The 23,648-nt window shown below is 67.7% G+C and carries 17 protein-coding genes; 9 read left to right on the forward strand and 8 right to left on the reverse strand.

The genetic code is table 11. The features are described 5' to 3' along the window. The 3 genes from DQW85_RS02310 to DQW85_RS02320 form a co-directional block, all read right to left on the reverse strand. Window positions 1-1,933, reverse strand: a 1,933-nt coding sequence (locus DQW85_RS02310; protein ID WP_240196872.1) for a non-ribosomal peptide synthetase, incomplete at its 3' end; no start/stop codon positions are given. A gap of 210 nt (window positions 1,934-2,143) precedes the next feature. Further along, window positions 2,144-2,875 (reverse strand): SDR family oxidoreductase, encoded by a 732-nt coding sequence (locus DQW85_RS02315; protein WP_113698789.1) that lies wholly within the window; start codon window positions 2,873-2,875, stop codon window positions 2,144-2,146. Beyond that, on the reverse strand, window positions 2,875-3,897 hold the full coding sequence (locus DQW85_RS02320) for a LacI family DNA-binding transcriptional regulator (protein ID WP_113698790.1): 1,023 nt from the start codon (window positions 3,895-3,897) through the stop codon (window positions 2,875-2,877). The genes DQW85_RS02315 and DQW85_RS02320 overlap by 1 nt, the downstream gene beginning before the upstream one ends. A 503-nt stretch (window positions 3,898-4,400) precedes the next feature. Here DQW85_RS02320 and DQW85_RS02330 point away from each other — a divergent pair. Then, a complete protein-coding gene (locus tag DQW85_RS02330; protein WP_113698791.1) occupies window positions 4,401-4,730 on the forward strand; it encodes a DUF1330 domain-containing protein in 330 nt (109 codons plus the stop codon). 219 nt (window positions 4,731-4,949) lie between these two features. Here DQW85_RS02330 and DQW85_RS02335 read toward each other — a convergent pair whose 3' ends face one another. After that, entirely contained in the window at window positions 4,950-5,624 is a 675-nt protein-coding gene (locus tag DQW85_RS02335; RefSeq protein ID WP_113698792.1) for a TetR/AcrR family transcriptional regulator, read from the reverse strand. Between the two features lie 60 nt (window positions 5,625-5,684). Between DQW85_RS02335 and DQW85_RS02340 the strand changes: the two genes are divergently transcribed. The 3 genes from DQW85_RS02340 (at window position 5,685) to DQW85_RS02350 (ending at window position 11,112) form a co-directional block, all read left to right on the forward strand. Then, window positions 5,685-7,187 carry an FAD-dependent monooxygenase gene (locus DQW85_RS02340; RefSeq protein WP_113698793.1) on the forward strand — a complete coding sequence of 501 codons (1,503 nt, stop codon included), beginning with the start codon at window positions 5,685-5,687 and terminating at the stop codon, window positions 7,185-7,187. 383 nt (window positions 7,188-7,570) lie between these two features. Continuing rightward, window positions 7,571-9,541: an AAA family ATPase gene (locus DQW85_RS02345; RefSeq protein WP_162794658.1), complete on the forward strand. Its 1,971-nt coding sequence runs from the start codon at window positions 7,571-7,573 to the stop codon at window positions 9,539-9,541. Window positions 9,542-9,612: 71 nt separating this feature from the next. Continuing rightward, entirely contained in the window at window positions 9,613-11,112 is a 1,500-nt protein-coding gene (locus DQW85_RS02350) for an aldehyde dehydrogenase family protein (RefSeq protein ID WP_113698832.1), read from the forward strand. A 241-nt stretch (window positions 11,113-11,353) separates the two neighbouring features. On the opposite strand, the gene DQW85_RS02355 is transcribed toward DQW85_RS02350, so the two are convergent. Next, window positions 11,354-11,863, reverse strand: a complete 510-nt coding sequence (locus DQW85_RS02355; RefSeq protein WP_205314807.1) for an SDR family oxidoreductase — start codon at window positions 11,861-11,863, stop codon at window positions 11,354-11,356. A gap of 437 nt (window positions 11,864-12,300) precedes the next feature. Between DQW85_RS02355 and DQW85_RS02360 the strand changes: the two genes are divergently transcribed. Both DQW85_RS02360 and DQW85_RS02365 read left to right on the forward strand, forming a co-directional pair. Then, window positions 12,301-12,852: a cytochrome P450 gene (locus tag DQW85_RS02360; protein WP_275888161.1), complete on the forward strand. Its 552-nt coding sequence runs from the start codon at window positions 12,301-12,303 to the stop codon at window positions 12,850-12,852. 7 nt (window positions 12,853-12,859) lie between these two features. Continuing rightward, window positions 12,860-13,909: a zinc-binding dehydrogenase gene (locus DQW85_RS02365; RefSeq protein ID WP_113698795.1), complete on the forward strand. Its 1,050-nt coding sequence runs from the start codon at window positions 12,860-12,862 to the stop codon at window positions 13,907-13,909. Window positions 13,910-14,036: 127 nt separating this feature from the next. On the opposite strand, the gene DQW85_RS44030 is transcribed toward DQW85_RS02365, so the two are convergent. After that, entirely contained in the window at window positions 14,037-14,174 is a 138-nt protein-coding gene (locus DQW85_RS44030) for a hypothetical protein (RefSeq protein WP_162794659.1), read from the reverse strand. Here DQW85_RS44030 and DQW85_RS02370 point away from each other — a divergent pair. The 3 genes from DQW85_RS02370 (at window position 14,173) to DQW85_RS02380 (ending at window position 14,964) form a co-directional block, all read left to right on the forward strand. Further along, complete coding sequence (locus DQW85_RS02370) at window positions 14,173-14,388, forward strand: histidine kinase dimerization/phospho-acceptor domain-containing protein (RefSeq protein ID WP_162794660.1); 216 nt, start codon at window positions 14,173-14,175, stop codon at window positions 14,386-14,388. The genes DQW85_RS44030 and DQW85_RS02370 overlap by 2 nt on opposite strands. A gap of 14 nt (window positions 14,389-14,402) precedes the next feature. Then, on the forward strand, window positions 14,403-14,645 hold the full coding sequence (locus DQW85_RS02375; RefSeq protein ID WP_113698797.1) for a hypothetical protein: 243 nt from the start codon (window positions 14,403-14,405) through the stop codon (window positions 14,643-14,645). A 118-nt stretch (window positions 14,646-14,763) separates the two neighbouring features. Beyond that, window positions 14,764-14,964, forward strand: coding sequence for a hypothetical protein (locus DQW85_RS02380; protein ID WP_113698798.1), 201 nt, complete (start codon window positions 14,764-14,766; stop codon window positions 14,962-14,964). 55 nt (window positions 14,965-15,019) lie between these two features. Here DQW85_RS02380 and DQW85_RS02385 read toward each other — a convergent pair whose 3' ends face one another. Beyond that, window positions 15,020-15,649 carry a hypothetical protein gene (locus tag DQW85_RS02385; RefSeq protein WP_113698799.1) on the reverse strand — a complete coding sequence of 210 codons (630 nt, stop codon included), beginning with the start codon at window positions 15,647-15,649 and terminating at the stop codon, window positions 15,020-15,022. Beyond that, window positions 15,649-23,514: an RHS repeat-associated core domain-containing protein gene (locus DQW85_RS02390; RefSeq protein ID WP_162794661.1), complete on the reverse strand. Its 7,866-nt coding sequence runs from the start codon at window positions 23,512-23,514 to the stop codon at window positions 15,649-15,651. The genes DQW85_RS02385 and DQW85_RS02390 overlap by 1 nt, the downstream gene beginning before the upstream one ends. Window positions 23,515-23,648: the final 134 nt, after the last annotated feature.

Consider the following 23,648-nt stretch of genomic DNA (forward strand, 5'->3'; position numbering starts at 1 on the left):
GCAGCCTGGCCGCGCCCGCGGCCAGGCCGAGCCGGCCGATCGGCGTCACGAACAGCACGACGCCCGCGACCACCCACCACCACGAGACGGCGGTGATCCCGGCGAGGTTGCCCAGCGCGGCCGCCCCGACCGTCCAGGGCAGCGCGCGCGCTGTCAGCAGCGGCGGCACCAGCGCCGCCTGGAGGATGGCGGCCCGGCGGGGCACCGGTGTCACGTTCCGCTCGGTGGCCGTGGGCGCTTGGATCGTCTCCAGGCGCGCGGCCAGGGCTCGCAGGGTCGGATGATCGTACAGGTCGGTCACCGCGACGGCCGGGTAGCGCGTGCGCAGCACCGACACCAGCCTGGCCGCGGCGAGGCTGGTGCCGCCCGCGGTGAAGAAGTCGGCCTCCGGCCCGCTGACCTGCTCGCCGAGGACCTCCTGCCACTGCTCGGCGAGCCAGAGCTCGGCCCCTTCCAGGCTGGTCGGGGCGTCGTCCGCGGGTAGCGGCCAGGGAAGTGCGTCTCTGTCGATCTTTCCCGAGGTCCGGGTGGGCAGGTGGTCCACGACGGCCAGGCGCGGGACCAGGGCCGCCGGAAGCACGGCGCCGAGCCGCTCTCGCGCGCGCCCCAGGTCTAACTCACCGGTCGCCACGACATATCCCACCAGAACCTGGTGTCCGGCCTTGGTGGTCTTGACCGCGGCCGCGGCGCCGGTGACCCCCGGCAGGGCCCGCAGCGCGGCGTCCACCTCGCCGAGCTCGATCCGCCGCCCGCCCAGCTTGACCTGCTCGTCGGCGCGCCCCACGAACAGGAGCCCCGCGGCGTCGGCCACCACGAGATCGCCGCTGCGATAGGCGCGCGCCCAGCCGAGCGACTCCAGCGGCGCGTACTTCTCGCGGTCCTTGTCGGGATCCAGATACCTGGCCAGCCCGACGCCGCCGATGACCAGCTCGCCTGTCTCCCCCATGGCCACGGGCCGCCCGTCGGCCCCCACCACGGCGAGGTCCCATCCCCGCAGCGGCAGCCCGATCCGCACCGGGCCGTCCTGGCCGAGCGGCGCGGCGCAGGCGACCACGGTCGCCTCGGTCGGGCCGTAGGTGTTCCACACCTCGCGCCCGTCGACGCTGAGCCGTCCTGCCAGCTCGGGCGGGCACGCCTCGCCCCCGAAGATCAGCAGCCTGACGTCGGCGAGCGTCTCGACCGGCCACAGCGCCGCGAGCGTCGGCACCGTCGACACCACGGTGATCCCGCGCTCCACCAGCCAGGGCCCCAGATCCATCCCGGTACGCACGAGGGCGCGCGGCGCCGGCACGAGGCACGCGCCGTGGCCCCAGGCCAGCCACATCTCCTCGCACGAGGCGTCGAAGGCGACCGACAGCCCGGCGAGCACGCGATCGCCCGGCCCGACGGGGTCGTCCTGGAGGAAGAGTCCGGCCTCAGCGTCCACGAACGCGGCGGCGCTGCGGTGGCTGACGGCCACGCCCTTGGGCTTGCCCGTCGATCCCGAGGTGAAGATGATCCAGGCGTCGTCCTCCGGCAGCGGCGGCTGGGCCTTGGACTCGGCCGCCCGCCGTACGGTCAGGGTGCGGTCCTCGCCGACGACGGCGCAGACGTCGGCCTCGCCGAACACCAGCTCGGCGCGCTCGTCAGGATCGTCGGCGTCGACAGGGACGTAGGCTGCCCCCGCGGCCAGGACCCCCAGGATGGCTATGTAGAGATCCACCGTGCCTGACGGCACGCGCACGCCGACGCGCTCACCCGGCCCGATCCCCGCCTCACCCAGCGTGTCGGCCAGGTGGGCGACCTCCTTGCGCAGCCGCGCGTAGTCGAGAACGGTCACCCCGTCGTCGAGCGCCGGCGCGTCCGGGTGCGCCGCGGCCGTCGCGTCGAGGATGTCCACCAGCGTTCTGGCAGGCGGTGTCGCGGCTTCGGACAGGAAAACAGCACTCGTCACCAAGGCTCACCTCATACGTCGACGATGCGGGCCCAGGTTCACGAATACCCGCGTTCCACGGGCGATCGCGGCCCATGGCGACGCTCCCCACGCCGCCGAGCCTTCAACGATCTCAAATATCCCGGATATTTCCCAATCTGCGGCGTGTGCGCATCGTCACCCCTACCCGCGCCCGCCCCATCCGGGGGACCGCGATGGTCGGGACGGGTCTCAGGGCCAGCCACCGGTGAAGGCGATCGTCTGCCCGGTGACGAACGGCGCGGTGCCGGAGGCGAGGAACTCCACGAGGGCCCCGAACTCCTCCGGAGTCCCCAGGCGGCCGAGCGGCACGGTGTCTCTGATCAGCTGCTGACCGGCGGGGTCGTCGATGAACGCCGCCCGTGGGTAGTACAGCTCGCTGTAGAGGTAGTTGGGCGCGATGGCGTTGACCTGCACACCCCATGGCGCGAGCTCGCGGGCCAGCGCGAGAGCGAAGGCCGTCGTACCGGCCCGTGCCGTCGTGGGAACACTGAAACCCGGCTCCGGACGGAGCTCACGTGCGGACGTGACGGCGATGATGCTGCCGCTCCCACGTCGCTTCATGTGTGGGATCACGGCTTGGGCGAGCCGGAAAGGCGTGATCAACACCGCCTCGATGGTGGCGCGCAGGTCGTCCACGCAGACGTCCTCGATGGGCGTGTGACGAATGGGATGCACGTCATTGCATATCACCGCGTCGATCGTGGTGAGCTGATCGATCGTTTCGGCGACCACGGCTTCCGGCTCCTGCGCCGACAGGACCCGGACCTGGGGATGCGCGGCCGAGTACGCGGCGCGCGCCTCGGGGTCGGCGAAGCCTCGGTCGTGGCAGGCGATGACGTATGACGCCTTCTCCAGGGCTGACACCGCTCCGGGCCCGCCATAGTCGAGGACATTGGTCACCAATGCCGTGCGTCCACCCATCAGTGCTCCTTCTTCGAAGGCGAGCTTGGGAGTTGAAGGCGCGCGTGGGATCGGCGCAGCACGAGGTGCGGGCGCTGAATGCTGCGAACGTGCTCCCGGTCGGGATCGGCTATCCGTTTGAGGAGCAGATCTCCCGCGGTCCGGGCGAGCCGGTCCAGGTCGCAGTGCACGGTGGTGAGGCCGATGTGGGCCCACGAGGCGATCGTGATGTCGTCGAAGCCGACGACGGTCAGGTCCTCCGGGATTCTCACCCCGAGTTCCACGGCGCCGTCCAGCACGCCGAGCGCGATGACGTCGTTCCCGCAGAAAAGGGCGGTCGGCGGTTCGGATCTCGCGAGTAACGTGCCGAGAGCGGCGCGGCCGTGACTGAAGGAGAACGGGACGCTGACAGCGAGTTCGTCTGCCAGAGAGCGGCCATGTTTCGACAGGCTGCGCCGAAAGCCCGTCTCGCGATCCCGCCCCGTGCTGGCGGCACGGGGGCCGAACACGGCTCCGATCCTGTGGTGGCCGAGTTCGACCAGGAGATCACCGACCAGTGCCGCACCGTAGACGTTGTCCACCACGGCGCTGTCGGCCGTGGCGTCACTTTCGCGATTGAGGAATACGAAAGGTATGTCACGGTGCATGAGCGCGGCGGGAAGCGGCGAATCGACGAGCGATGTCGTCAGGACGATCCCGTCGAGCGAACCGTCGGCCAACTCCTCTATCGTCGGCCCGTCCTCGTCCTGCTCGGTGAACAGGACGGTCCGGAATCCAGCCTGCTTGAAGTAGTCGTGCAAGGGCGCCAAGAGGTGGGGATAGAAAGGGTTCGTCAGGTCGGAGACCACGATCCCTATCCGATGGGTCTTCCGCAGGGACAGCACCCGTCCACGCTCGCTCGCCACGTAATCGAGGGCTCTCGCGGCCTCCTCGACCCGCCGTCTTGTCTCGGGTGCCACGCTCGGGTGCCCCCTGAGCGCTCTCGACACGGTCGGCTGGCTGACACCTGCCAGGCGGGCGACGTCTTTGCTGGTGGCAGCCATCACTCCTCCCTGCGGCCTCGGCGTGGATCTGAATACGTATGTATCAGAGCATGGTTCACTTCGGATGTCCACCGAGGAAGTGCGGCGTAACCGCAGTCGGCGCGGAGTGGACGGCGCGAAGATTCTCGCCGCTTCTCCATTGACATACATACGTATGCGACCAACCATGGGCGGCAGTCCACGCCAATCCACACGGCAGACAGGGATCTCCGGACTGTTCGCCACGCGGATGCGTTACTCAGGTGCCTCCATCGGTGCCCGACTCGCGTCGGTCGCGGCAGGCGCACCCGCTCCCCTGATCGCCGCCGCCCTGCTGACCACATACGACAGAACCCAGCCGATCGCCGCCTACGTCGCCCTGGCGGCAGCGATCACAGTGGGCGCCGTACTCTCCGCGAAGGAGACCCGTAGCCGCTCGCTGGAGGACCCGAGGCCGGTGCCACACTGGCCGCCACCACGGACGCAGCCGCGGGCCGCGCCGGTTGAGCTGAAGGAGCGAAACGATGGACGAAGCGAAGATATACGCGCTGAACCTGTTCGACGTGTCGGATCGTGCCGAGTATCTGGCGTATTCCCGCCGATCGGTTCGCGAGGTCACCGCGCACGGCGGACGCGTTGTGGCGCTCGGCCGGTTCCGGGAGAGCGTCACCGGTGATATCGAGCCTCGGCAGGTTCTCATCCTCGTCGAATGGGAATCGAGGGCTGCCTTCGACAGCTACCTGAACGACCCGGAGCTCTCCGATCTCCACCCACACAGGGAGAACGGCACGTCCTCCTATGTCTGGCACCTCTTCGATCGCCTCGATGACCTCCGCCCGATCCTCAAGGAGTGAGCATCGGCCACCGAACACCAGCGTCACCGAGACCGGTTGTCCACTGGGCTCGCGACCTGGTTCGGGACCCTGTCCAAAGTGATCGCGACGAGCAAGTCCCCCATCGCTCGTCGGACTCCCCGAACGGATGGGTCCCTGCCCGGATCCAAGACCACGGCGCCGCCCGGGCGGAGCCGTGGTCTTGGATCCGGCCGATGGAGGCGGGCCACTGCCGCTCCGTTACCGCGTGGCAGTCAGGCCGATGACGAGCAGGTTCAGGCCGTGGGCGAAGTGGCCGGCGAAGTCGGTGCTGGTGAGCGTGGCCTCGGCGGCTGCCAGGTTGGGGTAATGGCGCGGGTCCAGGGCCGCGTGCAAGGTGGTCACCGCGGCGGAGAGGTCGGAGTCGGTGAGCGCGCCGGCGGCCTGCTCTTCCAGCGTGTGGCCGAGGGTGAAGTGGATGATCGCGAGTGCTGTGCGGGTGGCCGCCTCGGTGGATTGGCCGGCGCCGCGCAGCACGCCCACGAGGGTGTCGGCGTAGCTCAGGGTGTTGGGGCCGATGGAGTGGGTGCCGGCGTAGACGCGGGCTCCGTCGCGGTGGCGCAGCAGGGCCGTGCGCAGCCTGCCGGCCAGTTCGGTGACCTGTTCCTGCCAGGTGGTCCCGTCCGATAGCGGGTCGGCGCAGTCGGCGAGCATCTCTTCGGCCATGGCGGCGAGCAGGGCCTGCTTGGTGGCGAAGTGCCGGTAGAGCGTGCCGACCTGGACGTCGAGAGCCGCGGCCAGGCGGCGCATGGTCAGCGCGTCGAGGCCTTCCTCGTCCACCAGTCGCAGCGCGGTGGTGACCGCCTCCGGCGCGGCCATCTTGCGCGGGCGGCCCCGGGGGCGCCGCGGGGACAGGGAGGTTGACGTGGTTCCCATGGACGGTGATACTAGTGCCCTCTTTTATGAACGATGTTCATTTAATAGGGGGACGAAGACGTGCACATCGACGTGATCGTGGTCGGAGCCGGGCCCACCGGGCTGCTGCTGGCCGCCGAGCTGGCCCTGGCCGGCGTACGGGTCCGCGTCCTGGAACGGGGCATGTCGCCCACCCGTGACTCGCGGGCGCTCACGCTGCACCCGCGCAGCATCGAGGTGATGGACCTGCGCGGCATCGCCGACCGCTTCCTCTCCCGCGGCCGTACCGTGCCCGGCTGGCACTTCGCGGGCCTGCACACCCGCCTGAACTTCACCGCCCTGGACACCCGGCACGGCTACACCCTGTTCCTGGAACAGGCCCGCACCGAGGAACTGCTCGACGCCCGCGCCCGGGAGCTGGGCGCCGAGATCGTCCGTGGCCGCGAGGTCACCGCCGTGCGGCAGGAGCAGGACGCCGTCGTCGTCGAGACAGCCGAGGGTGAGTCGCTACGCGCGGCCTACGTCGTGGGCTGCGACGGCGGACGCAGCCTCGTCCGGCAGGCGGCCGGCATCCCCTTCGACGGCACCGACGAGACCCTGACCGGCATGCTCGGCGACTTCGCCGCCACCGACCCCGGCACCGCGCAGACGGCCGAGGCCCACGGCGTCCTGGCCGTGCCGCTGGAAGGCGGCCTGACCCGGTTCGTGGTCATGGACCCGCAGCTCATGCGGATACCGGCCGGCCAGCCGGTGACGTTCGAGGAGTTCCAGCAGTCGCTGAAACGCGTCGCCGGCACCGACTTCGGGATCGCCCAGCCGCGCTGGCTTTCGCGTTTCGGCAACGCCACTCGCCTGGCCGGGCGGTACCGGCAGGACCGGATCCTGGTGGCGGGCGACGCGGCCCACATCCACTTCCCCGCGGCGGGCCAGGGCCTCAACACCGGCCTGCAGGACGCGATGAACCTGGGCTGGAAGCTCGCCGCCCAGGTCAAGGGCTGGGCCCCGGCGGGGCTGCTGGACTCCTACGACGCCGAACGCCGCCCGGTCGGCGCGGCGGTCACCGCCAACACCCAGGCGCAGACCTTGCTCATGGAGCTGACGCTGATGCCGCAGTACCGGCAGCCGGCCATGGCGTTGCGTGACATGCTGGACGGCCTGCTCGGGATCGAAGAGGTCAACCGCCGCCTGGCCGCGTCCGTCTCGGCGATCGGCACGCGATACGGCGACGGCTCCCCGGCCGGGGCCAGGGTGCCCGACCTGCCGGTCAGCGTCACGGAACATCCGCAGGCGGAGCGCCTGTACGAGCTGTTGCACGGCGGGCGATTCCTGTTGATCCGTACATCGAAGCACGTCGGCATCGCCGGTGCGCACGCATGGGGCGACCGGGTGGAGAACGTCACGGCCACGGCGTGGCAGGCACCCCCCGAACTGGACGGGGCCGACGCGGTGCTCGTACGACCCGACGGGCACCTCGCCTGGGCCGGGCAGGGCGATCAGGCGCGGCAGGCGCTGCTGCGCTGGGCGGGCGTCCCCGACGACGTCGGTGCGTCACCTCGACCCCGTACAGGCACTGCGCAGCCGTAGTCGGGACGCGTCACCAGCAGGACGGTTACTTGAACGGGTCTCGGGCCGGCCCCGGGCCCGTACAACAGCCGGACAGCACCAGCGCCCTCCGCCACAGCGGTACGACTGGCGCGTGACGGGATACTCGAGATCGGGCTGCCGTCGGTGCCTCTGGCCCGGGATCAGGCGTTTCCAAGGGGGCTTGTGGCGGAGCTTCCAGGCCACGCCGCCGAGAAGGTCGACGATCTCGTTGCTCTTGTTGAGCGCAGTGATCGCATTGTCGTCCGCCCTTCGAGTGGCGGTCATCTATGGTGATAGTTCATGTGGTGCGATGAGAGTCGCCTCTGGGGCACATCATGATGTCCACGCTTCCCTTGAACTCCCGCAACGGTGGCGATGACCGGTTGGGCCGGCGTGTTCAGGCGGCGCGCGACTGCGCGTTCGTCGGCCGGGCGGAGGAATTGGAGCTGTTTCGCTCGGCCCTGCGGGGCGATCCAAGTGCCGGCGCGGTGCTCTATCTGCACGGCCCGGGCGGCGTCGGTAAGTCCATGCTGCTGCGACGCCTGGCCGCGGAGGCCGAGGCGGCTGGGCGCGTGGTCGTGGAGATCGATGGTCGGATGGTGGATCCGACCCCTGTCGCGTTCGAGGCGCAGGCCCACCCGGCTCCGGCACAGGAGCGGGTCGTGCTTGTGATCGACAGCTTCGAACGGTGCCAGGGCTTGGAGGGCTGGCTGCGTGAGCGTTTCCTGCCTCGTATGGCCGCGGGCGCGATAGTGGTCATCGCCGGACGCGAGCCGCCGGATGACAACTGGACCTCCGATCCCGGGTGGGCAGGGCTGCTGCAAGTAGCTCCGTTACGCGAGTTCGCGCCGCTTGAGGCGGTTGCGCTGCTCCAAGCACGAGGCGTACCCGCGGCCGTGCATGAGGCGGTGCTGGCGTTCACTGGCGGCAACCCGCTCGCGTTGACACTGGCGGCGGCGGTGACCGTGGACCACGCGACCGCCGCGGCGGCTTGGACTCCAAGCCATGACGTGGTGCAGACGTTGCTGCGCCAGTTGGTCGGCGAGGTTCCCTCGGCCATGCACCAGCGGGCACTGCAGGTGTGTGCACATGTCCGGGTGACGAGCGAGGCGTTGTTGCGCGCGGTGCTCGGCGAAGACGGCTGGCGGCTGTTCGACTGGCTGCGCTGCCTGCCGTTCATGGAGTCCAGCGGGCAAGGGGTCTTCCCGCATGACGCGGTGCGTGAATCTTTGGAGGCCGACCTGCGCTGGCGTGACGCCGACGGGTACGAGGCGCTGCACCGCCGGCTCCACCTGCACTTTCTTCAGCGGGTCCGGGCTGCCCCCGAGGCCGAGATATCGGCCGCCGTCGGCGAGCTGCTGTACGTTCACCGCGCCGACGGATACAACTCCGAGGTCCACACCTGGCAGGGCGGTGGTGAGGTGCACGAGGATGTGCTGGAGGCGGCCGACCATGCCGTGGTGCTGCGCCTGGTCGCCGAGGCCGAGGGGGAGGCCTCCGCCCGGATCGCGCGCTACTGGCTGGACCGGCAGCCGGAGGCGTTTCGGGTTTACCGGTCGACGCAGAGTGGTCAGATCATCGCGTGCTTTGCCTGGTTGCGGTGCGAGGATCCGACCGGTGAGGAAGTGGACCCCGTGGTCTCGGCCGCGTGGGCGCACGCGCGTACCACCGCGCCACTGCAGGCCGGCCGTTACCTGGCAGTGGAACGGTTCGCGGTGCACCCCGCCCGGTATCAGCGACCGTCACCGGTGATGGACCTCATGCAGTGGCGGATTTTGGGCGAGATCTTCCGATCTGAGCAGCTGAGCTGGTCGTTCTTCGTCAAGCGCGACGACGGGTTCTGGAACCGGCACCTGGTGGACGTCGACATCCCACCGATCGCCGCCAGGCCCCACGTGGGCCCCCACAGCTATGCCCTGTTCGCGCATGACTGGCACGCGAACCCGCCCGTCGCCTGGGCCGAGCTGAGGATGCGGCGGATGTTCGCCGAATCGCAGGCCCGCGCCGAGTTCAGCGTGCTGTCGCGCCCGGAGTTCGACGCCGCGGTCCGCGACGCGCTGCGCGCCGTACGGCAGCCCCACGGACTCGATCGCAACCCGCTGCGGGGCAGCCGGTTTGTGGGCGAACGCGACCTTGCGGAGGTTCTCGCCTCGGCCGTCGAGGATCTGCTCGCGGAGCGAGGTGGGGAGAAGTACCACCGGGCGGTGCGAGCCACGTACTGGAGTGGCGCGCCGACGCAGGAGGCCGCGGCCGCCCGGCTCGGGCTGCCGTTCAGCACCTATCGCCGCCACCTGACAAGAGGCGTCGAGCGGCTCTGCGAGGTGCTGTGGCGCCGTGAGCTGTACGGCGGGTAACCCACCGCCAACCGATTGAGCAACAGTGAGCACGGAACCGACCTGGAACCCGAGTACCGGACATGCCCAGCATGAGGCCCATGACAGCGACCTCTCAGCTCGGCCGGATCGACGACGGTGACCAGGCCGCGATCACCGCGTTGCGGCAGGCGTTCGCCGCGCAGCGCCGGGCGCACCAGGCATACCCATATCCCGACCTGCGGGAGCGGACCGGCCATCTCCAGGCGCTCGCCGCGATGCTGGTGCGCAACCGTAAGCGGATCCAGGAGGCGATGAGCGAGGACTTCCGTGTCCACTCGCGGACGTGGACTGACATCGGTGAGCTGGTCGCCGTGATCGTGCGCGCGCAAGCCGCCGCCGGATCCCTCGCGGAGTGGATGGCCGACGAACCGCGCGAGGTCGATCCGTTCATCTACGGCGACGCGCGTGCGTTCGTACGCCCCCAGCCCAAGGGGGTGATCGGAAGCATGGCCCCGTGGAACACCCCGTTCGAGATCGGCGTGGGGGTGCTCATCGATATGCTCGCCGCGGGCAACCGCGTGATCCTCAAACCGTCCGATCACACCCCTGCATGCGGCATCGTCATCGCCGACATGCTGGCCGAGACCTTCGACGCCGACCACGTGACCGCCGCGGTGGGCGGCCTCGAACTGGCCCGTTTCTTCCCGACGCTGCCCTGGGACCATCTGATGTACACCGGCAGCACAGCGGTCGGACGGCAGGTGATGAAGGCCACTGCCGAGAACCTCGTTCCCGTGACCCTGGAACTAGGGGGAAAGTGTCCCGCCATCCTCACCGCGACCGGCGTGACCGAGCGCAACGTCGAGCAGATCATCGACGTGAAGCGTGTGCGGAACGGACAGAACTGCATATCGGTCGACCACGTGTTCGTGCCGCGGGCCCAGCTCGCCCGCTTCGTGGACCTGGCTCGGGGGATCATGGCGCGCCGGGCTCCGGCCTTCTCCGCAGGTGACGACACGACCGGACTGGTGACGCAGGCGCACTACGACCGTATCGTGCGGCTGCTGGCCGACGCGCGCGACGCCGGGAGCGAGGTCGTCGACATCGACGTGGACGGCGTCGTCGACCCTGGCGAACGACGGGTGCCGATCAGCCTCGTCATCGACCCGGACCCAGAGCTGGGGATCATGCAGGAGGAGATCTTCGGACCGATCCTGCCAGTTCGCCCCTACGACCACCTGGACGGCGTTCTGGACCAGATCAACGATGGTGACCGGCCGCTCGCTGTCTACGTCTTCGGGGACGACGCGAACGAGAACGAGGAGTTGCTGAACCGCGTCACCTCCGGCGGTGCGGCGATCAACGCCGCGCTGTGGCAGGGAGGTCTGCCGTCACTCGGGTTCGGCGGTGTCGGGGCCAGCGGTATGGGCCGCTACCACGGTATCGACGGGTTCCGGGAGTTCTCCAACCTCCGTGGCGTGTTCGTCCGCGGTGGACAGGACATGACATCGGAACTGTGCCCGCCCCACAGCGCCGAGACCAAATCGATGGTCGAAGCGCTGCTCTTGGCGGCCGCCGATGCCGGGACCGGGACGGAACGGCCGGCGTAGTGCTCCATGAACAGCCCGGCCGATGATCGCGCGTCCCCGAGCACTCGGCCGACCTGGATTAGCCGAAGAACCGGCTCGCCCACGGCCGTGTCGCCCAGACCCTGCTGGTCACGCTGATGGTGTCTCTGGAAGCACTCGGCACCGCACCGTTGCGTTTGACGCAGCATGGGCTTGATGCAACAAGAGCAGGCGTCCGTAACCAGGGGCGCGGGGCCGGCGAGGTCCAGGGTGGCGGCTCGCGCTAGCCCTGAACGGTCGGGCGGACGGTGATTTCGCCGATTTCGATATCGTGGGGCTGTTCAATGGCGAAGGCGATGACGCGGGCGACGGCTTCCGGAGCGATGGCGAACTCGTCCATGTTGCGGCGGGTCTGCTCGCGGACCTGGGGATTTTCGATCGAACCGGCGAGTTCGGTGCGGACCACACCCGGTGACACCGCCGTCGTCCGCAACACGCCGTCGGTCGACTCCTGCCGCAGTCCCTCCAGCAGGGTCCGTACGGCGTTCTTGGTCGCGGCGTACACCGCCTGGGTAGGGACGATCTTCAGGCCGGACGTCGACACTGTGGTCACCAAGTGGCCCTGGCCCTGCCGGCGGAACACCGGGAGCGCGGCAGCGATCCCGTGCAGCACCCCGCGCAGGTTGACGTCGATCATCGCCGACCAGCCGTCCACGTCGAGTTCGGACACCGGCCCGATCTTGCTGATGCCGGCATTGCTCACCAGCACGTCCAGCCGGCCGAACTCCGCCACGGCCTGACGAGGTCCTCGCGCCGCGTGACGTCTGTGGCGCGGAAGATGGCACGCCCGCCGCGGTCCCGAATGTCCCGGGCGAGTTCGTCGAGGCGCTCTGCCCGGCGCGCCCCACTCCACACTGCGACGCCTCATCGCAACCGCCATCGCTGATGGATCGCCTCTCCACACGCTCAAATACCTTCGCGCGGGCCCCACCATGCTCGGCATGCCGGGGTCTACTTACCTGACGTGCCTGACAGACCTCCAGCCGACTGACCAGCAAGAACTGACGAAATCATCAGAAAGGAGACATTCTTGACCGCCACCCAGCCCGCACCCGGGCTCCTTCCCATCCGGTCCCCGCGCGGGATCGCGGTCCTCGGCCACACACCCCAGATCCCCGACACCAACCCGGTCGCGTACTTCGGCGAGCTGTCCCGGAGTTCCCCGAGGGCATCTTCAGCATGGACAATGCCGGCCAGGAGGACGTCTTCGTCTACGACCCCGACCTGGTCGCGGAGGTCTGCGACGAGACCCGTTTCGGCAAGCCGATCCTCCCGCCACTGAGCCATGTCCGCGACTACGCCGGCGCGGGCCTGTTCACCGCCCACGACGATGAGGATGCCTGGGGCATGGCCCACCGGATCCTCATGCCGGCCTTCAGCCAGCGGGCCATGAAGGGCTACTTCGGGCAGATGCTGGAGATCGCCCAGAACCTCGTGGGCAAGTGGGAGCGCGAGCAGGCGCGGCTGGTCAAGGTGACCGACGACTACACCCGGCTCACGCTGGACACCATCGCCCTGTCGGGGTTCGGCTACCGGTTCGACTCCTTAAGCACTCGCTGCCATCCACCGCGGCCGCACCGGCGGCGACGACGAAACCGCCCGGCAGTGGCTCGACCAGCTCGAGGCGGACGGCCGCTACCAGCAGGACGTCTTCGCCTGATCCCGTTCACGGTGGCCCGAGCCAGATTTCGGACGCGCACCACCGAAAGCACGAGAAAGTGAGATCGCCATGGACACCATGCTCGCCGGACGCTTCCACCTGGACAGCAGGAATTTCCTCGTGGAGGAGGTCCCCGTCCCCGTGCCGGGCTCGGGAGAGGTCCTCATCGAGGTCAAAGCCGCAGGCGTGTGCCTGTCGGACCTCCACCTGATCGACGGAACCCTCGTCCCCCTGTACCCCGGCGCCTGCGACGCCGTCACCGTCGGCCACGAGGTCTCCGGCGTCATCCATGCCCTGGGCCCCGGTCTCAAGCGGGGCCTGACCGTGGGCACCCGCGTCACCCTGCAGGCGGGACAGAGCTGCGAGGAGTGCGCGGACTGCGCGCGCCGCCGCCCCTGTGCTCAGGTCCGCACCCGGGGCATCGACTACGACGGCGGCTGGGCCCAGTACGCCATCGCCCGTGAGGACACCCTGGTCCCCATCCCTGACGAGCTGCCGTTCGACCAGGCCGCGATCATCCCTGACGCGGTCTCCACCTCCTACGCCGCCGTCGTGGCCACCGCCGGGGTGCGCCCTGCGCAGGCCGTAGGCGTGTGGGGCGCGGGCGGGGTGGGCGCGCACAGCCTCCGCGTCGCCCGCCTGGTCGGCGCCGCCCCGATCATCGCGGTCGACCCGCTGCCCGGCGCCCGGGAACGCGCTCTGGCCTTCGGCGCGGACATCGCCCTCGACCCGGCAGCCGGCGACTTCGCCGAGCAGGTCCGTGTCACCACGGCCGGGCGCGGCCTGGACTTCGCCTTCGACTGTGCCGGAGTGCCGGCTGTGCGCGAGCAGGCCGCCGCTGTGCTCGGCCGGAACGGCGCCTTGATCCTGGTGGGCATCACGCCCGAGCCGCTCACCATTAGCGAGAGCCTGATGTTCAACTACCTGGGCAAGCAGGTGCGCGGCCACTTCGGCGGCTTTCCCGAGTCCGTTCCCGAGCTGGTGCGGCTCGCCTGCAACGGCCGGCTCGACCTGGCTCCCTCCATCACCGACCACATCCCGCTCGCCGACGCCGCCGAGGCGATCCACCGGCTGGAACACAAGATCGGTGACCCGATCCGCCTCATCCTCGTTCCCTGAAGGCTGAGGACGACCGGCCAAGGCCACGCAGGACGCTTTGTGCGAGCGGGCCCCGGCCTTGGCCGCATTTCCGAGCACCGAAGAGAAACGACAGCGACACGTCTCGCCTCAAACCCTCGATCATCCGCTACGGCCCGCGCCCGGACATCACCGACCCGTACGTCTTCCAGGCAGCGCGCAGCACCGCGCCGGCAGGATGCGCGGAGTGCGGCAGCAGCTTGCCCGTGGATATACAAGCCGACAGCCCCGGTCCCGCCCATGACATGCGGAGAGGGGAGCAGGAGCTTGAGAGGAGCCGGCAATTCGCCTCCGACGCCTCGCACGAGATGCGCCCGGCCCTCGCGGGCTTGCGCGCGGGGCTGGAGGAGGGCCGCCTGTATCCCGAGCAGACAGATCTCCGCGACCTGCTCGCCAGGGCGCTGAGAGGCGTCGACCGGTTGGATGCAATCCTCACCCACCTGCGAGTCTCGGCGAAATAGAGGCAGGTCCAACCGTGGAGTCCCAGCAGGTCGATCTCGCAGAACTGGTGCGGGACGAGGTCTCCCGCCGGGTCGATCACCTCACGGTCCACCTCTGGCTGCAACCTGGCGTGATCGTCCAGACAGTGCCGATCAGGATTGCCCGACTGCCTCGAAATCCCAGCGACACCCTCATCCTCGTCAGATATCCCCTACGCGAGGACCAGAACGGCGATCGCGACTCGTGGCCGTGGCTACCGGGCACCGTCCTGCGTTGATCTGCGGGGCCGCGACCGAGGCCCAGATCGACCCCGACTGAGTCAAGTTCACCGCACCGTCCGCAAAGTCCGCAGCCGCCGATGATGCTGCGGCTTTCCCCTTGACCGGCACAACCGCATGATCGAGGCGCTCATGCGGGACATCACCCGAAACAAGCACCTCAACCCCAAGCGGCGCGACCGCAGCCACCCGCGCGTGGTCAAGCGAGCCCGCCACAACTCCTACCGCGTCAAGCGGCCGGGTGACGTCGGGGTACTCCACGGTGGGCCCGTGACGGTCAGTCTGGCAAACCTTCCCGAACTGACCCTTGCCTCATGATCATTTTAGGCTGAGTGGCATTGGGCCCAGATGCTCCGGCGAGGTTTTTGCGACATTACCTCGCTCCACCACTCATGGGACCGTAGTTGGCCGTCAGAGTCTCAGCGTATTCGTCTGGGACGGTCCGACCAGCGAAGGTCAAGGGGAGATAGGAATCCAGCGCGCCTGCCGCCTCCAAGAAGGGGCCGAACTGAGCACGCCATTCAGTTCGTGCGGCCAGATTTGGGAAACCACGAAAAACTGCGACTTCCGGATCTCTTTCACCCCAACACCCCCATCTTCCGGAAGGTCCGGTCACTGCAATGACGTTCGCAGAAATTGCAATCGACCCCATGATGTCGCCGTTCGGCTCATAACCGACCCCTGCCCAATAGTCGTCCATGTCAGCATCGACAGACAGCGAAATTGCCGGATACATCCCATACTCCGGGAGGTAAAACCCTTCGCAATCTGGTTCGAGAACCAGCAGCTCAACCCGCGTGTCACCGTGCCATCGAGCCATCGCACAGAGCGCCGGCCAGAAATCCGGGGCGAGGACAGCGTCGAACTCGCAGAACAGAGAATCCTGCGCACCCTCCACGAAGACCTGGTTAGGCAGCCTGGCATCAAGATTGAAGGCTGCTGCACCACGAGAGCGGACATTCAGGTATCCACTTCGATCAACGATCGAACTGATCTCCGGCATCAGTCCTCACCCAGCCTAATCTTGATATCGGCCTTCTTGGAGCCCGCCTTGTAGAAGTCGGCAGTCCATCCTTCGTGACTGTTAGCCTTCCCGCGAAGGAAATACCTAGCCCCGTCTTTCTCGTACATGATGTTCGGCCCCTTGTCGGTACGAGTCCACCCATTCGCCTCAAGGTTCTTACCGAATTCCCTAGGGCCTACGTCCGTCGACTTGTTCAGCATGCGAGCGCCACGACCGGTGGTGTCCCCGTACTGTGAGACAATCGGGCAACCATTGCTGTTGTGAACGAGTACCGGAGTCTTGCCCGCCAGCACATAATAGGTGTGGAGGTCGGCGACGGTCAGACTGTGAACCCTTTGCGTGGCGGTCCAGCGGGCAACAGCAGTGATCTGAACCCAGGTGCCGGCCGAAGTTTGCAGCGACAAGCCAGGCCGAAGGGCAGCCGCGTCTACCCATTCGCGAAGTAACGGTACCCAGAAGGGGTGGTTCGCCGTCGTTGTCACGGACGCAGCCGAGGATTCCCCAGCCCCCTGAGAGCTTACAGAAATCTCTAGGAGATCCTTCGGGCCAGCACCGACTATCAAGCCCGTTACCAACTTGCCTGCCGATTCCCCGGCGGTCGGATCGGTGGCAAGAATTGTGTCCCCAACCCGTACATCTTCGATGGGCTTGTGACTGCCGTCTGCCATGAGTACGACAGTTCCAGCGACAAAGCTGTTTTTCTTGCAGGCGTTCTCAACAGCTTTCAGTGCATTGCCTAGCTTACCGATGATTTTTGCTGCTGCTTTGACCACTTTGCCCGCCCCGCCTGTGGCCATCCAGGCACATGAACCCAAATCTCCCATAATGCATCTTGCGGCGTCCCCGAAGAAGAAGTCCATCACATCGCTATTCAAAGCCTTGACAAGCCAGTTGTTATATTTCTCCCTCGTAATTTTCGTCCACTCTTTATCGTCGATCCCGATATAGCGCGCCTGTATGGCGCAACCATGGAATTTATCGGTAAACCCACGACCATTGGCGCAGTTGGCGCTAAACTCTTCGATCATCTTCGCAGTCGTGGCCAGGTCGCGCCAAGCCTTGCAGAGTGAACTGCCGTAGGTTTTCGTGCAGGAACGCCAGGCTTTGAAGTTCGGGTCGTCGGTGATTGGATCCCTCGAGCGTGATCCTGCCGATCCCGGCGCACTCATGGCGTCGATCATCTGGATTCGCTTCCAGTGGTCTGCCACCTGCTTATCGGACCAGCCGAAGACCGGGGTGTACATGAACAGTTCGCGCGCCCACTTCGACGCCTTCCAGAAGCCTTTAGGGACTGGTCGGCCGTTGGGCAGTACGCCGGTCCTTTTGATGTCTTTATCCGACATGACGGTGAATCCCCATTCGGCTCCGTAGCAGCCCCAAGGGTCGCATGCTGTCATGCCACCACCGATGTTGCCTATCGAACAGGGCGTTCCGCTGCAGAGGCCGCTTCCCCCGCCGGTTGCGAGATAAATGCCGTGTTGGGCGTAGGCGTCGGCAACCGTCTCGGGGTCGTAGCCGGGGCTGTAGTTGCCCGGGTTGTCAAGTTGGGTGGTGTAGTGGCCGGTGGGGTCCATGCCAGTCATAGGAGAAGCGTTGGCGTAGGTGTAGCGATTCGCCTGCACGGAGGGGGTGGGAGCCAGGGTGGCGGTGTCGCGACTGGCGAAGGCACCGGTGCCGGGTTGGTACCAGCGGGCGTGCATGTTGACCTTGCCGGTGTCCGGGTCGGTGTATTCGCCCTGGTAGCCGAGGTTGGTCTTGACGCCAGTCTGCGCGGTGATGGTGCCGAAGGGGTCGTAGGCGGTGGTGGTGGCCAGGGCGGTGCTGGAGAAGGTGGCGACCAGGTCGCCGTGCAGGTCACTCATTGTGGCCAGCGCTGGGTTGGTGTCCTCCTTCTGACCGAGTAGCGCGCCGGAGGGGTCACGACCGTACCGGGCTTGGACGGCTCCGCTGGTGTCGGTGATGGCGGCCAGGTCGTTGCCGAGCCCGCTGTAGGCGAACAGTTGCTTGCTCGCGCCCTTGATGCGAGAGGTGACACGGTCCAGGGAGTCGTAGCTGTAGAGGGAGTCACTGTCGGCGATGAGCCGATCAAAGGCGTCGAAGGTCAGCTGGGTCGTGGCACCGTTCTTGGTCTCGGTGGCCAGCGTGCCTCGCGCGGTGTAGGTGTAGTCGATCCCGTCGCCGGAGGTTAGCCGGTTGCGCTCGTCGTAGGTGTAGGTCTTGGTGCCGGCCTTGGTGCGGTTGCCAGCGGCGTCCCACTCGTAGGCGGTAGTCGTACCGTTCGGGGCCTTCCAACTGGTAAGGCGGCCGACGTGGTCGTAGGTGTAGGTGTTGGTGCCCGCGCCGGCGATCCCGGCGGTGGTCTTGGTGGTGAGGTTGTCGTCCTTGTCCCACCCGTAGGTGATCTTCGCCAGCTGAGCGCCAGTGCTGTTCTTGAGGGTGTGAGTTCCCAGCCGATCCAGCGCATCATAAGTGAAGGCCTGGCTGTCGCTGCCGGTGGTGCCGACGGCGGCGTTCATCGACGTCAGGCGGCTGGCCCGGTCGTAGCCGTAGGTGATCTTGCGGGTGGTGACCGGGTCCGTCGCCGTCTCCAACCGGCCGACGTTGTCCCAAGTGAAGGTGGCCGTGCCGGCGGCGTCGATGCGCTGGGTCGGGTTGCCCAGCGCATCGTAGGTGTAGGCGGTCTGCTGGGTGGTGCCGCGCTTGACGGTCAATGGAAGAGCGCGGTCGTTGTAGTCGACGGTCAGATCGCCGATCGCCGTACGGCGGCCGGCAAGGTCATAACCGAATGTCCGTTCCGCGCTCGCTGCGTTGCCTCCGCCGCCGGTCTCTTTGGTCATGTGGCCCAGGTGGTCGAATGTGCGGTCGATGCGCACCCCGCCTGGCTGGTTTTCGGCGATGGGGTTGCCCGCGGCGTCATAGACGGTGGTGAAGGTGCGGTCTGCCGCGTTGGGGTGGGTGGCAGTCGCGGGTTCGGTGACGGTTTCGGGCAGGCCGAGACTGTTGTAGGTGGTCCAGGTGGCATTGCCACGCCCGTCGGTCAGCCTGGTGCGGGCACCGGTGGCGTCATAGCCGAAGCTGGTGGTGATCGACTCACCAGTCTTCACCGGCTCGATGAGCGAGGTGAGCCTGCTGAGCGCGTCGAAGGTCTGCCGGGTGACGTGGCCCTCGGGCGAGGTACTGCTGGTCTGGTTGCCGGCCAAGTCATAGCCGACGCTGGTGGTGCGCAGCACGGTGCCGGAGGCGTTCAGGTCCTTGACGGCGATCTTGCGACCGGCCAGGTCGTATTCGGCCGTGGTGGCGTTGCCCAGCGGATCGGTGGTCTTGGTGACTCGGCCAGCCGGATCGTAGGTCATCTTCGTGGTGCTGGTGGCCGGGTCGGTCTGTTCGGTCACCTCACCGGCAGCGTTGACCGTGTAGCTGGTGGTGCGGTTGCCCGGGGCGACCGCCTTGGTCAGAAGGTCGGCGTCGTTGTAGGTGAATGTCGTGGTGTAAGCGGCTGCAGCCGGTTTGCGCTCTACCTGCGTTTCGGTGATCTTACGGCCGAGGTCGTCGTAGGTGGCCTCCACCCGTGCGCCGGTCGGGTTGACCCCTGCCAGTTGCTCGCCGGCCAGGTCATATTCGGCCACCCACTGTCCCGGGGACTGGCCCTCGGGTGCGGGGTCGGTGGTGCGGACCTGGCGGCCGAGCTGGTCGTACTCGAACGTGGTGATGTAGCCGCGCGGATTCGTGGTGCGGACCAGCTGACCCGCCGGATCGTAGACATGCCTGGTGGTCGGGGTGACAGCGGTGCCACTGGGCGGTGTGTAGGCAGGGGCGCTCTTGGTGGTCAACCTGCCGGCCTTGTCGAACACCGAGGTGACGGTGCGGCCCTCCGCGTCAGTCTGGTGCGTTTGGGCGCCGAAGGTGTCATAACCGTGGCGGGTCGATGGGCGGGCTGTGCCAGAGGTGCCGGCCTTGTCGACCTGCACCTGTGGGCCCATCACCTCGACCAAGCGGCCGAGGACGTCGTAGCGCATGGCGGAGGTGAAGTCCGCCGCGCTGGCGCCGCTGGCGTGGCCGCGCGGGTCAGTGGCTGCGGTGACCAAGCCGCGATCATCGTAGGTGGACGTTGACACCAGATCCTGAGCACCATTGTCCACGGAGGTTGTGGTGAGCTGGTTGACCTTGTTGTAGGCAAACTCGGTCACCTCGGTCCGCGAGGTTCCAGCGCCTGTCAGCGTCCTCTTCAGCACGTTGTCATTGGCGTCGTAAACGAACGAGGTCGCCCGCTCCAGCGCGGTAGGGTCGAAGATCATGGCGGTCAGGCGGTTCGCGGCGTCGTAGTCAAACACGGTGGTCGCGGTGCCGCCACCGATGGTCTGCGTGATGAGGTTGCCCGCAGGGTCGTACTCGTGGCTTTCCAGCACCAGGTCGCGAGGAGTGGTCGAAGCGTTCAGCTTGGCGTCGTCGGCGATCTTCTGCGACGGCCGATTGTCATCCCAGTAGGTGTAGGTGGTCTTGCGGCCCATCGCGTCGGTCTGGGCGGCCAGCCGCCCCGCCGGGTCGTAGGCGAATGACTCCAGCACTAGATCGGCGGCAGGCTGGGGGTTGACCGGGCTTCCGGTCCACCCCTTCAGCGTGCCTGATATCAGCTCGCCGCGCTTGCTGTAGCCGCTGTCGATGATCGTGCCGCGGGCGTCGGTGACCCGCACAGTCTGACCGAGACTGTTCCACGCCTGCCGGACCACACCACCCTCGGGGTCGATGATCGTCTCCAGCCTGCCGAAAGGATCGTGGGTATAGACGGTGGTGCGCTCGGCGTCGCCGCCGGTCAGGTCGGCGATCTTCTCGCTCAGCTTGTTGCCGTCAGCGTCATAGACGTATGTGGTGCGCTTGGTGTGCGTGACGTCAGTGATCTCGTTCTTCACACTCGGCTCGGTCTGCGTCACCGGGCGGCTCAAGCCGTCGTAGGTGAAGGTGGTCGTCACTCCTTGCGGGTGGGCTTGCGAGACCTGAGTGGAGCTGATCAGGCGGCCGATCGGGTCATAGCCCAGCTTGGCTTTCAGACCTTCAGGATTGGTCTGCTCGGCCAAGTCACCGGCTGCGGTGTAGCGGTAGGTCCAGGTGTTGCCACGGGCGTCGATCTTGGTGGCGAATAGGCCCGCCGGGGCGGTGCCGCCGCCGACCGCCGGCTCGCTGCCGTTGGTGTAGGCGATGGTGACGGAGCGGCCGGTAGGAAAGTCAGATGTGGCCGGGGTGGTCTCCTTCGTCTGCTCGCCGTAGGCGTTGTACTCCACCTTCGTGGCGTAGGTGTTGTCGCTCTCGCCGGCCGAGCGGCCGTCGCGGTGGACGAGGATACGGTCGTTGCGCGGATCGAACGCATCATTGGCGTTGAGGTAGTAGCTCCAAAACGCCACCGCGCACTCGCCCTGAGCGCGGCAGTACCAGCGGGCAATCACGTTGCCCCGCGCATCGTAGTACAAGCGCGTGTCGATGCCGTTGCGATCGGTGATCGTCTGCAGGTAGCCCGCCTGGTCGTAGTTGTACCAGGTAGTGTGCCCGAGCTGGTCGACCTCGCCGACCGGGCGGTAGCCGCGCCAGGCGTCGTAGTAGAACTTCAGGCTCTCATTGGCCGGGTCGGTCACCACCACCGTGGACTCCCCCGACTGCACCTCCACCGCCAGCGGGCCGATCTTCCAGGTGCCGCCATGACGGTCGGTGTGCGCGGTCAGCCGGTCGCTGACCGGATCGTAGGTGTTGGCCGCCCACACCCGGCCTGAGGGCAGTGTCACCTGGGTCAGCTTGTGCACCTGCTGGGCGCGCGCCGCGTAGTGGTCGGCGATCTCCACCTCGGTCAGCGGCTGGCCGTACAAGGCGACCTCGTCGATCGTCCCCTGCAGCGGGAAGGCCTGCTGGGTGGCCGGCACCGCGGGGGAGAGGGCCGGGTCGGTGACGCCGTTGCCGACGCTGGCCAGTTGCCGCCAGCCGGTCACCGTTCCGGTCAGGGTGCCGACCTTCTGCCCGTCCAGATACAGCGCTTGGCTGGCGCCGGAGGCGGTGAGCACCACGTGATGCCAGGCGCCGTCGTTGACCGCCCCGGACGTGGTGATCGGGTTGGTCACGGTGCCGAGCGAGCCGCGCAGCCGGCCGTCGGTGCCGACATACAGCATCGGCCCGTGCGCCGCCCCGTTGGTCTGCTGGCTACCGGCCGCGGCCAGCACACCCGAGGCGCTGGTCTTGAACCACATCTCCAGCGACACCTGATCACCCAGATGGGAGACGATGTTGCTGGGCAGCTTCAGCACCGACCCCGTCGTGAAGCTCGCGGCGGTGTCCGGGGTGGCGGCCAGCGCGCCCGGCTGGCCCAGCGTCACCGACTGGTAGGTGGCGTGCCGCTCGGCCTGGCTCTGGTCGGCCGCCACCGTGCCGGAGGCCTCGCCCAGCCGCCAATAGGCGAACGGGTCGCCATCCAGCACCCGGCTGCGGTACTGCGAACCGCTCCCGTAGGCGTAGCTGGTGCAGTTCGGCGCCGCGGTCGGCGTGCACACCCGCACCAGCCGATCATCTTCGTAGGTATACGTCCAACTCAGCGGCGCACTATCGACCGCGTCGGTGGACACCTGCACCACCCGGCTGCCTGACCAGGTGAAGTGTAGGGCGCGGCCGCCGGTGGCGGTCACCGTGGCCAGCTTGCCGTCGCCGCCATAGGACAGATCCTGCGCACGGCTGCGGCTGTCGATCACCTTGCGCAGCCGGCCCTGATCGTCGAAGACGTACTTGGTGGCCGACTTGTCCATGAAATGCCACCAGGTCGCCGCACCACCGGCCGGACACGATATCCCGGGCGGCGTGTAGCAGGACGGCGGCACCAGCGCCAAGCTGGCTTGCATCCCCGGCGGCGGCTGGAACACCCCGCCCGCATCCGGCGCGGCGAACCGGACCAGCCGCCCGTCCGGGCCGGTCACCAGCGCCGAAACCCGCCCGCCGCGCTCCTCCCGCACGATCTTCATATCCCAGGAGGAGGACCAGCCGGCGCCGAACATGCCATCCCGGCGCGGGTCCATGCTGTTGTAGGTGCGCCGCACCGTCAGCGGCGTCCCTGCCGCCGGCACCGACACATCCGTCACCGAGGTCGTGTAGTTGCCCGTTCGCGGGTCGAACTCCCGCCCCTGCGGCCCCTGATCGGCCAGCCGGGAGCCCACCGCCGGCTGCCGCACCCCGGTAGTGAACGTGAGCGTCGACGAGGTCGACGTCACCCACGTCACCGAATCGCGCACCGTGACCGTCCACCAGTACTGCTTGCCCCAGGCCAGCTTCCCTGCCGGGATCTTCCACGCATTGCCGTTGCTCGGCAGGTATCCAGAACTCGTGCACCCGGAACCCGACATCGTCTCAACGTCACACAGCTCGAACTCATAGGAGATCGCAGAATCGCTATCCGCCCACGCCCGCAGCATCGGCCGCAACGAATCCACCAACGACCCCGACAACGGATACATATCCACCAACGGCGGCGCCGCCACCAGCGCATCCGCGGCCTCCGCCCGCGCCACCCCGGACGGCAAACCGTCCAGATCCGCGCTGATCTCCTGCTGCAACTCCGCCCCGCGACGCCGCTCAGCCGGCACCGCAGCCTTCGGCGGCTGCGGATCCGCTTTCCACCCTCCGCCGGGCTCCAGATCCACGCCCGTCGTGGTCGCGTCGCGCCCCACTAACGACGGCAATCCTGCCGCATTGCCCGACATCTGAACAGGCGCAGCACCCACACCAACAGAACCGCTGTCAGTAGCACTCGCCGTCGCCGCAGCCGGGCTGGGCTGCGTAACCAGCAAGCCGGACAACAGAATGCCGACAACACCGACCATGGACCAGCGCGATCGAGTCCACGACGACAACAGGCACATGCGCCAACACGCTCCGAAACCACGCAGGGCACCCGCAGGCACCGGACGAAGCTCCACCCACCCAGCGCAGAAACAAGGTCACTAGCTCGTGCGGC

Source organism: Nonomuraea lactucae, assembly GCF_003313395.1.
In the GTDB taxonomy this organism is placed as follows: domain Bacteria; phylum Actinomycetota; class Actinomycetes; order Streptosporangiales; family Streptosporangiaceae; genus Nonomuraea; species Nonomuraea lactucae.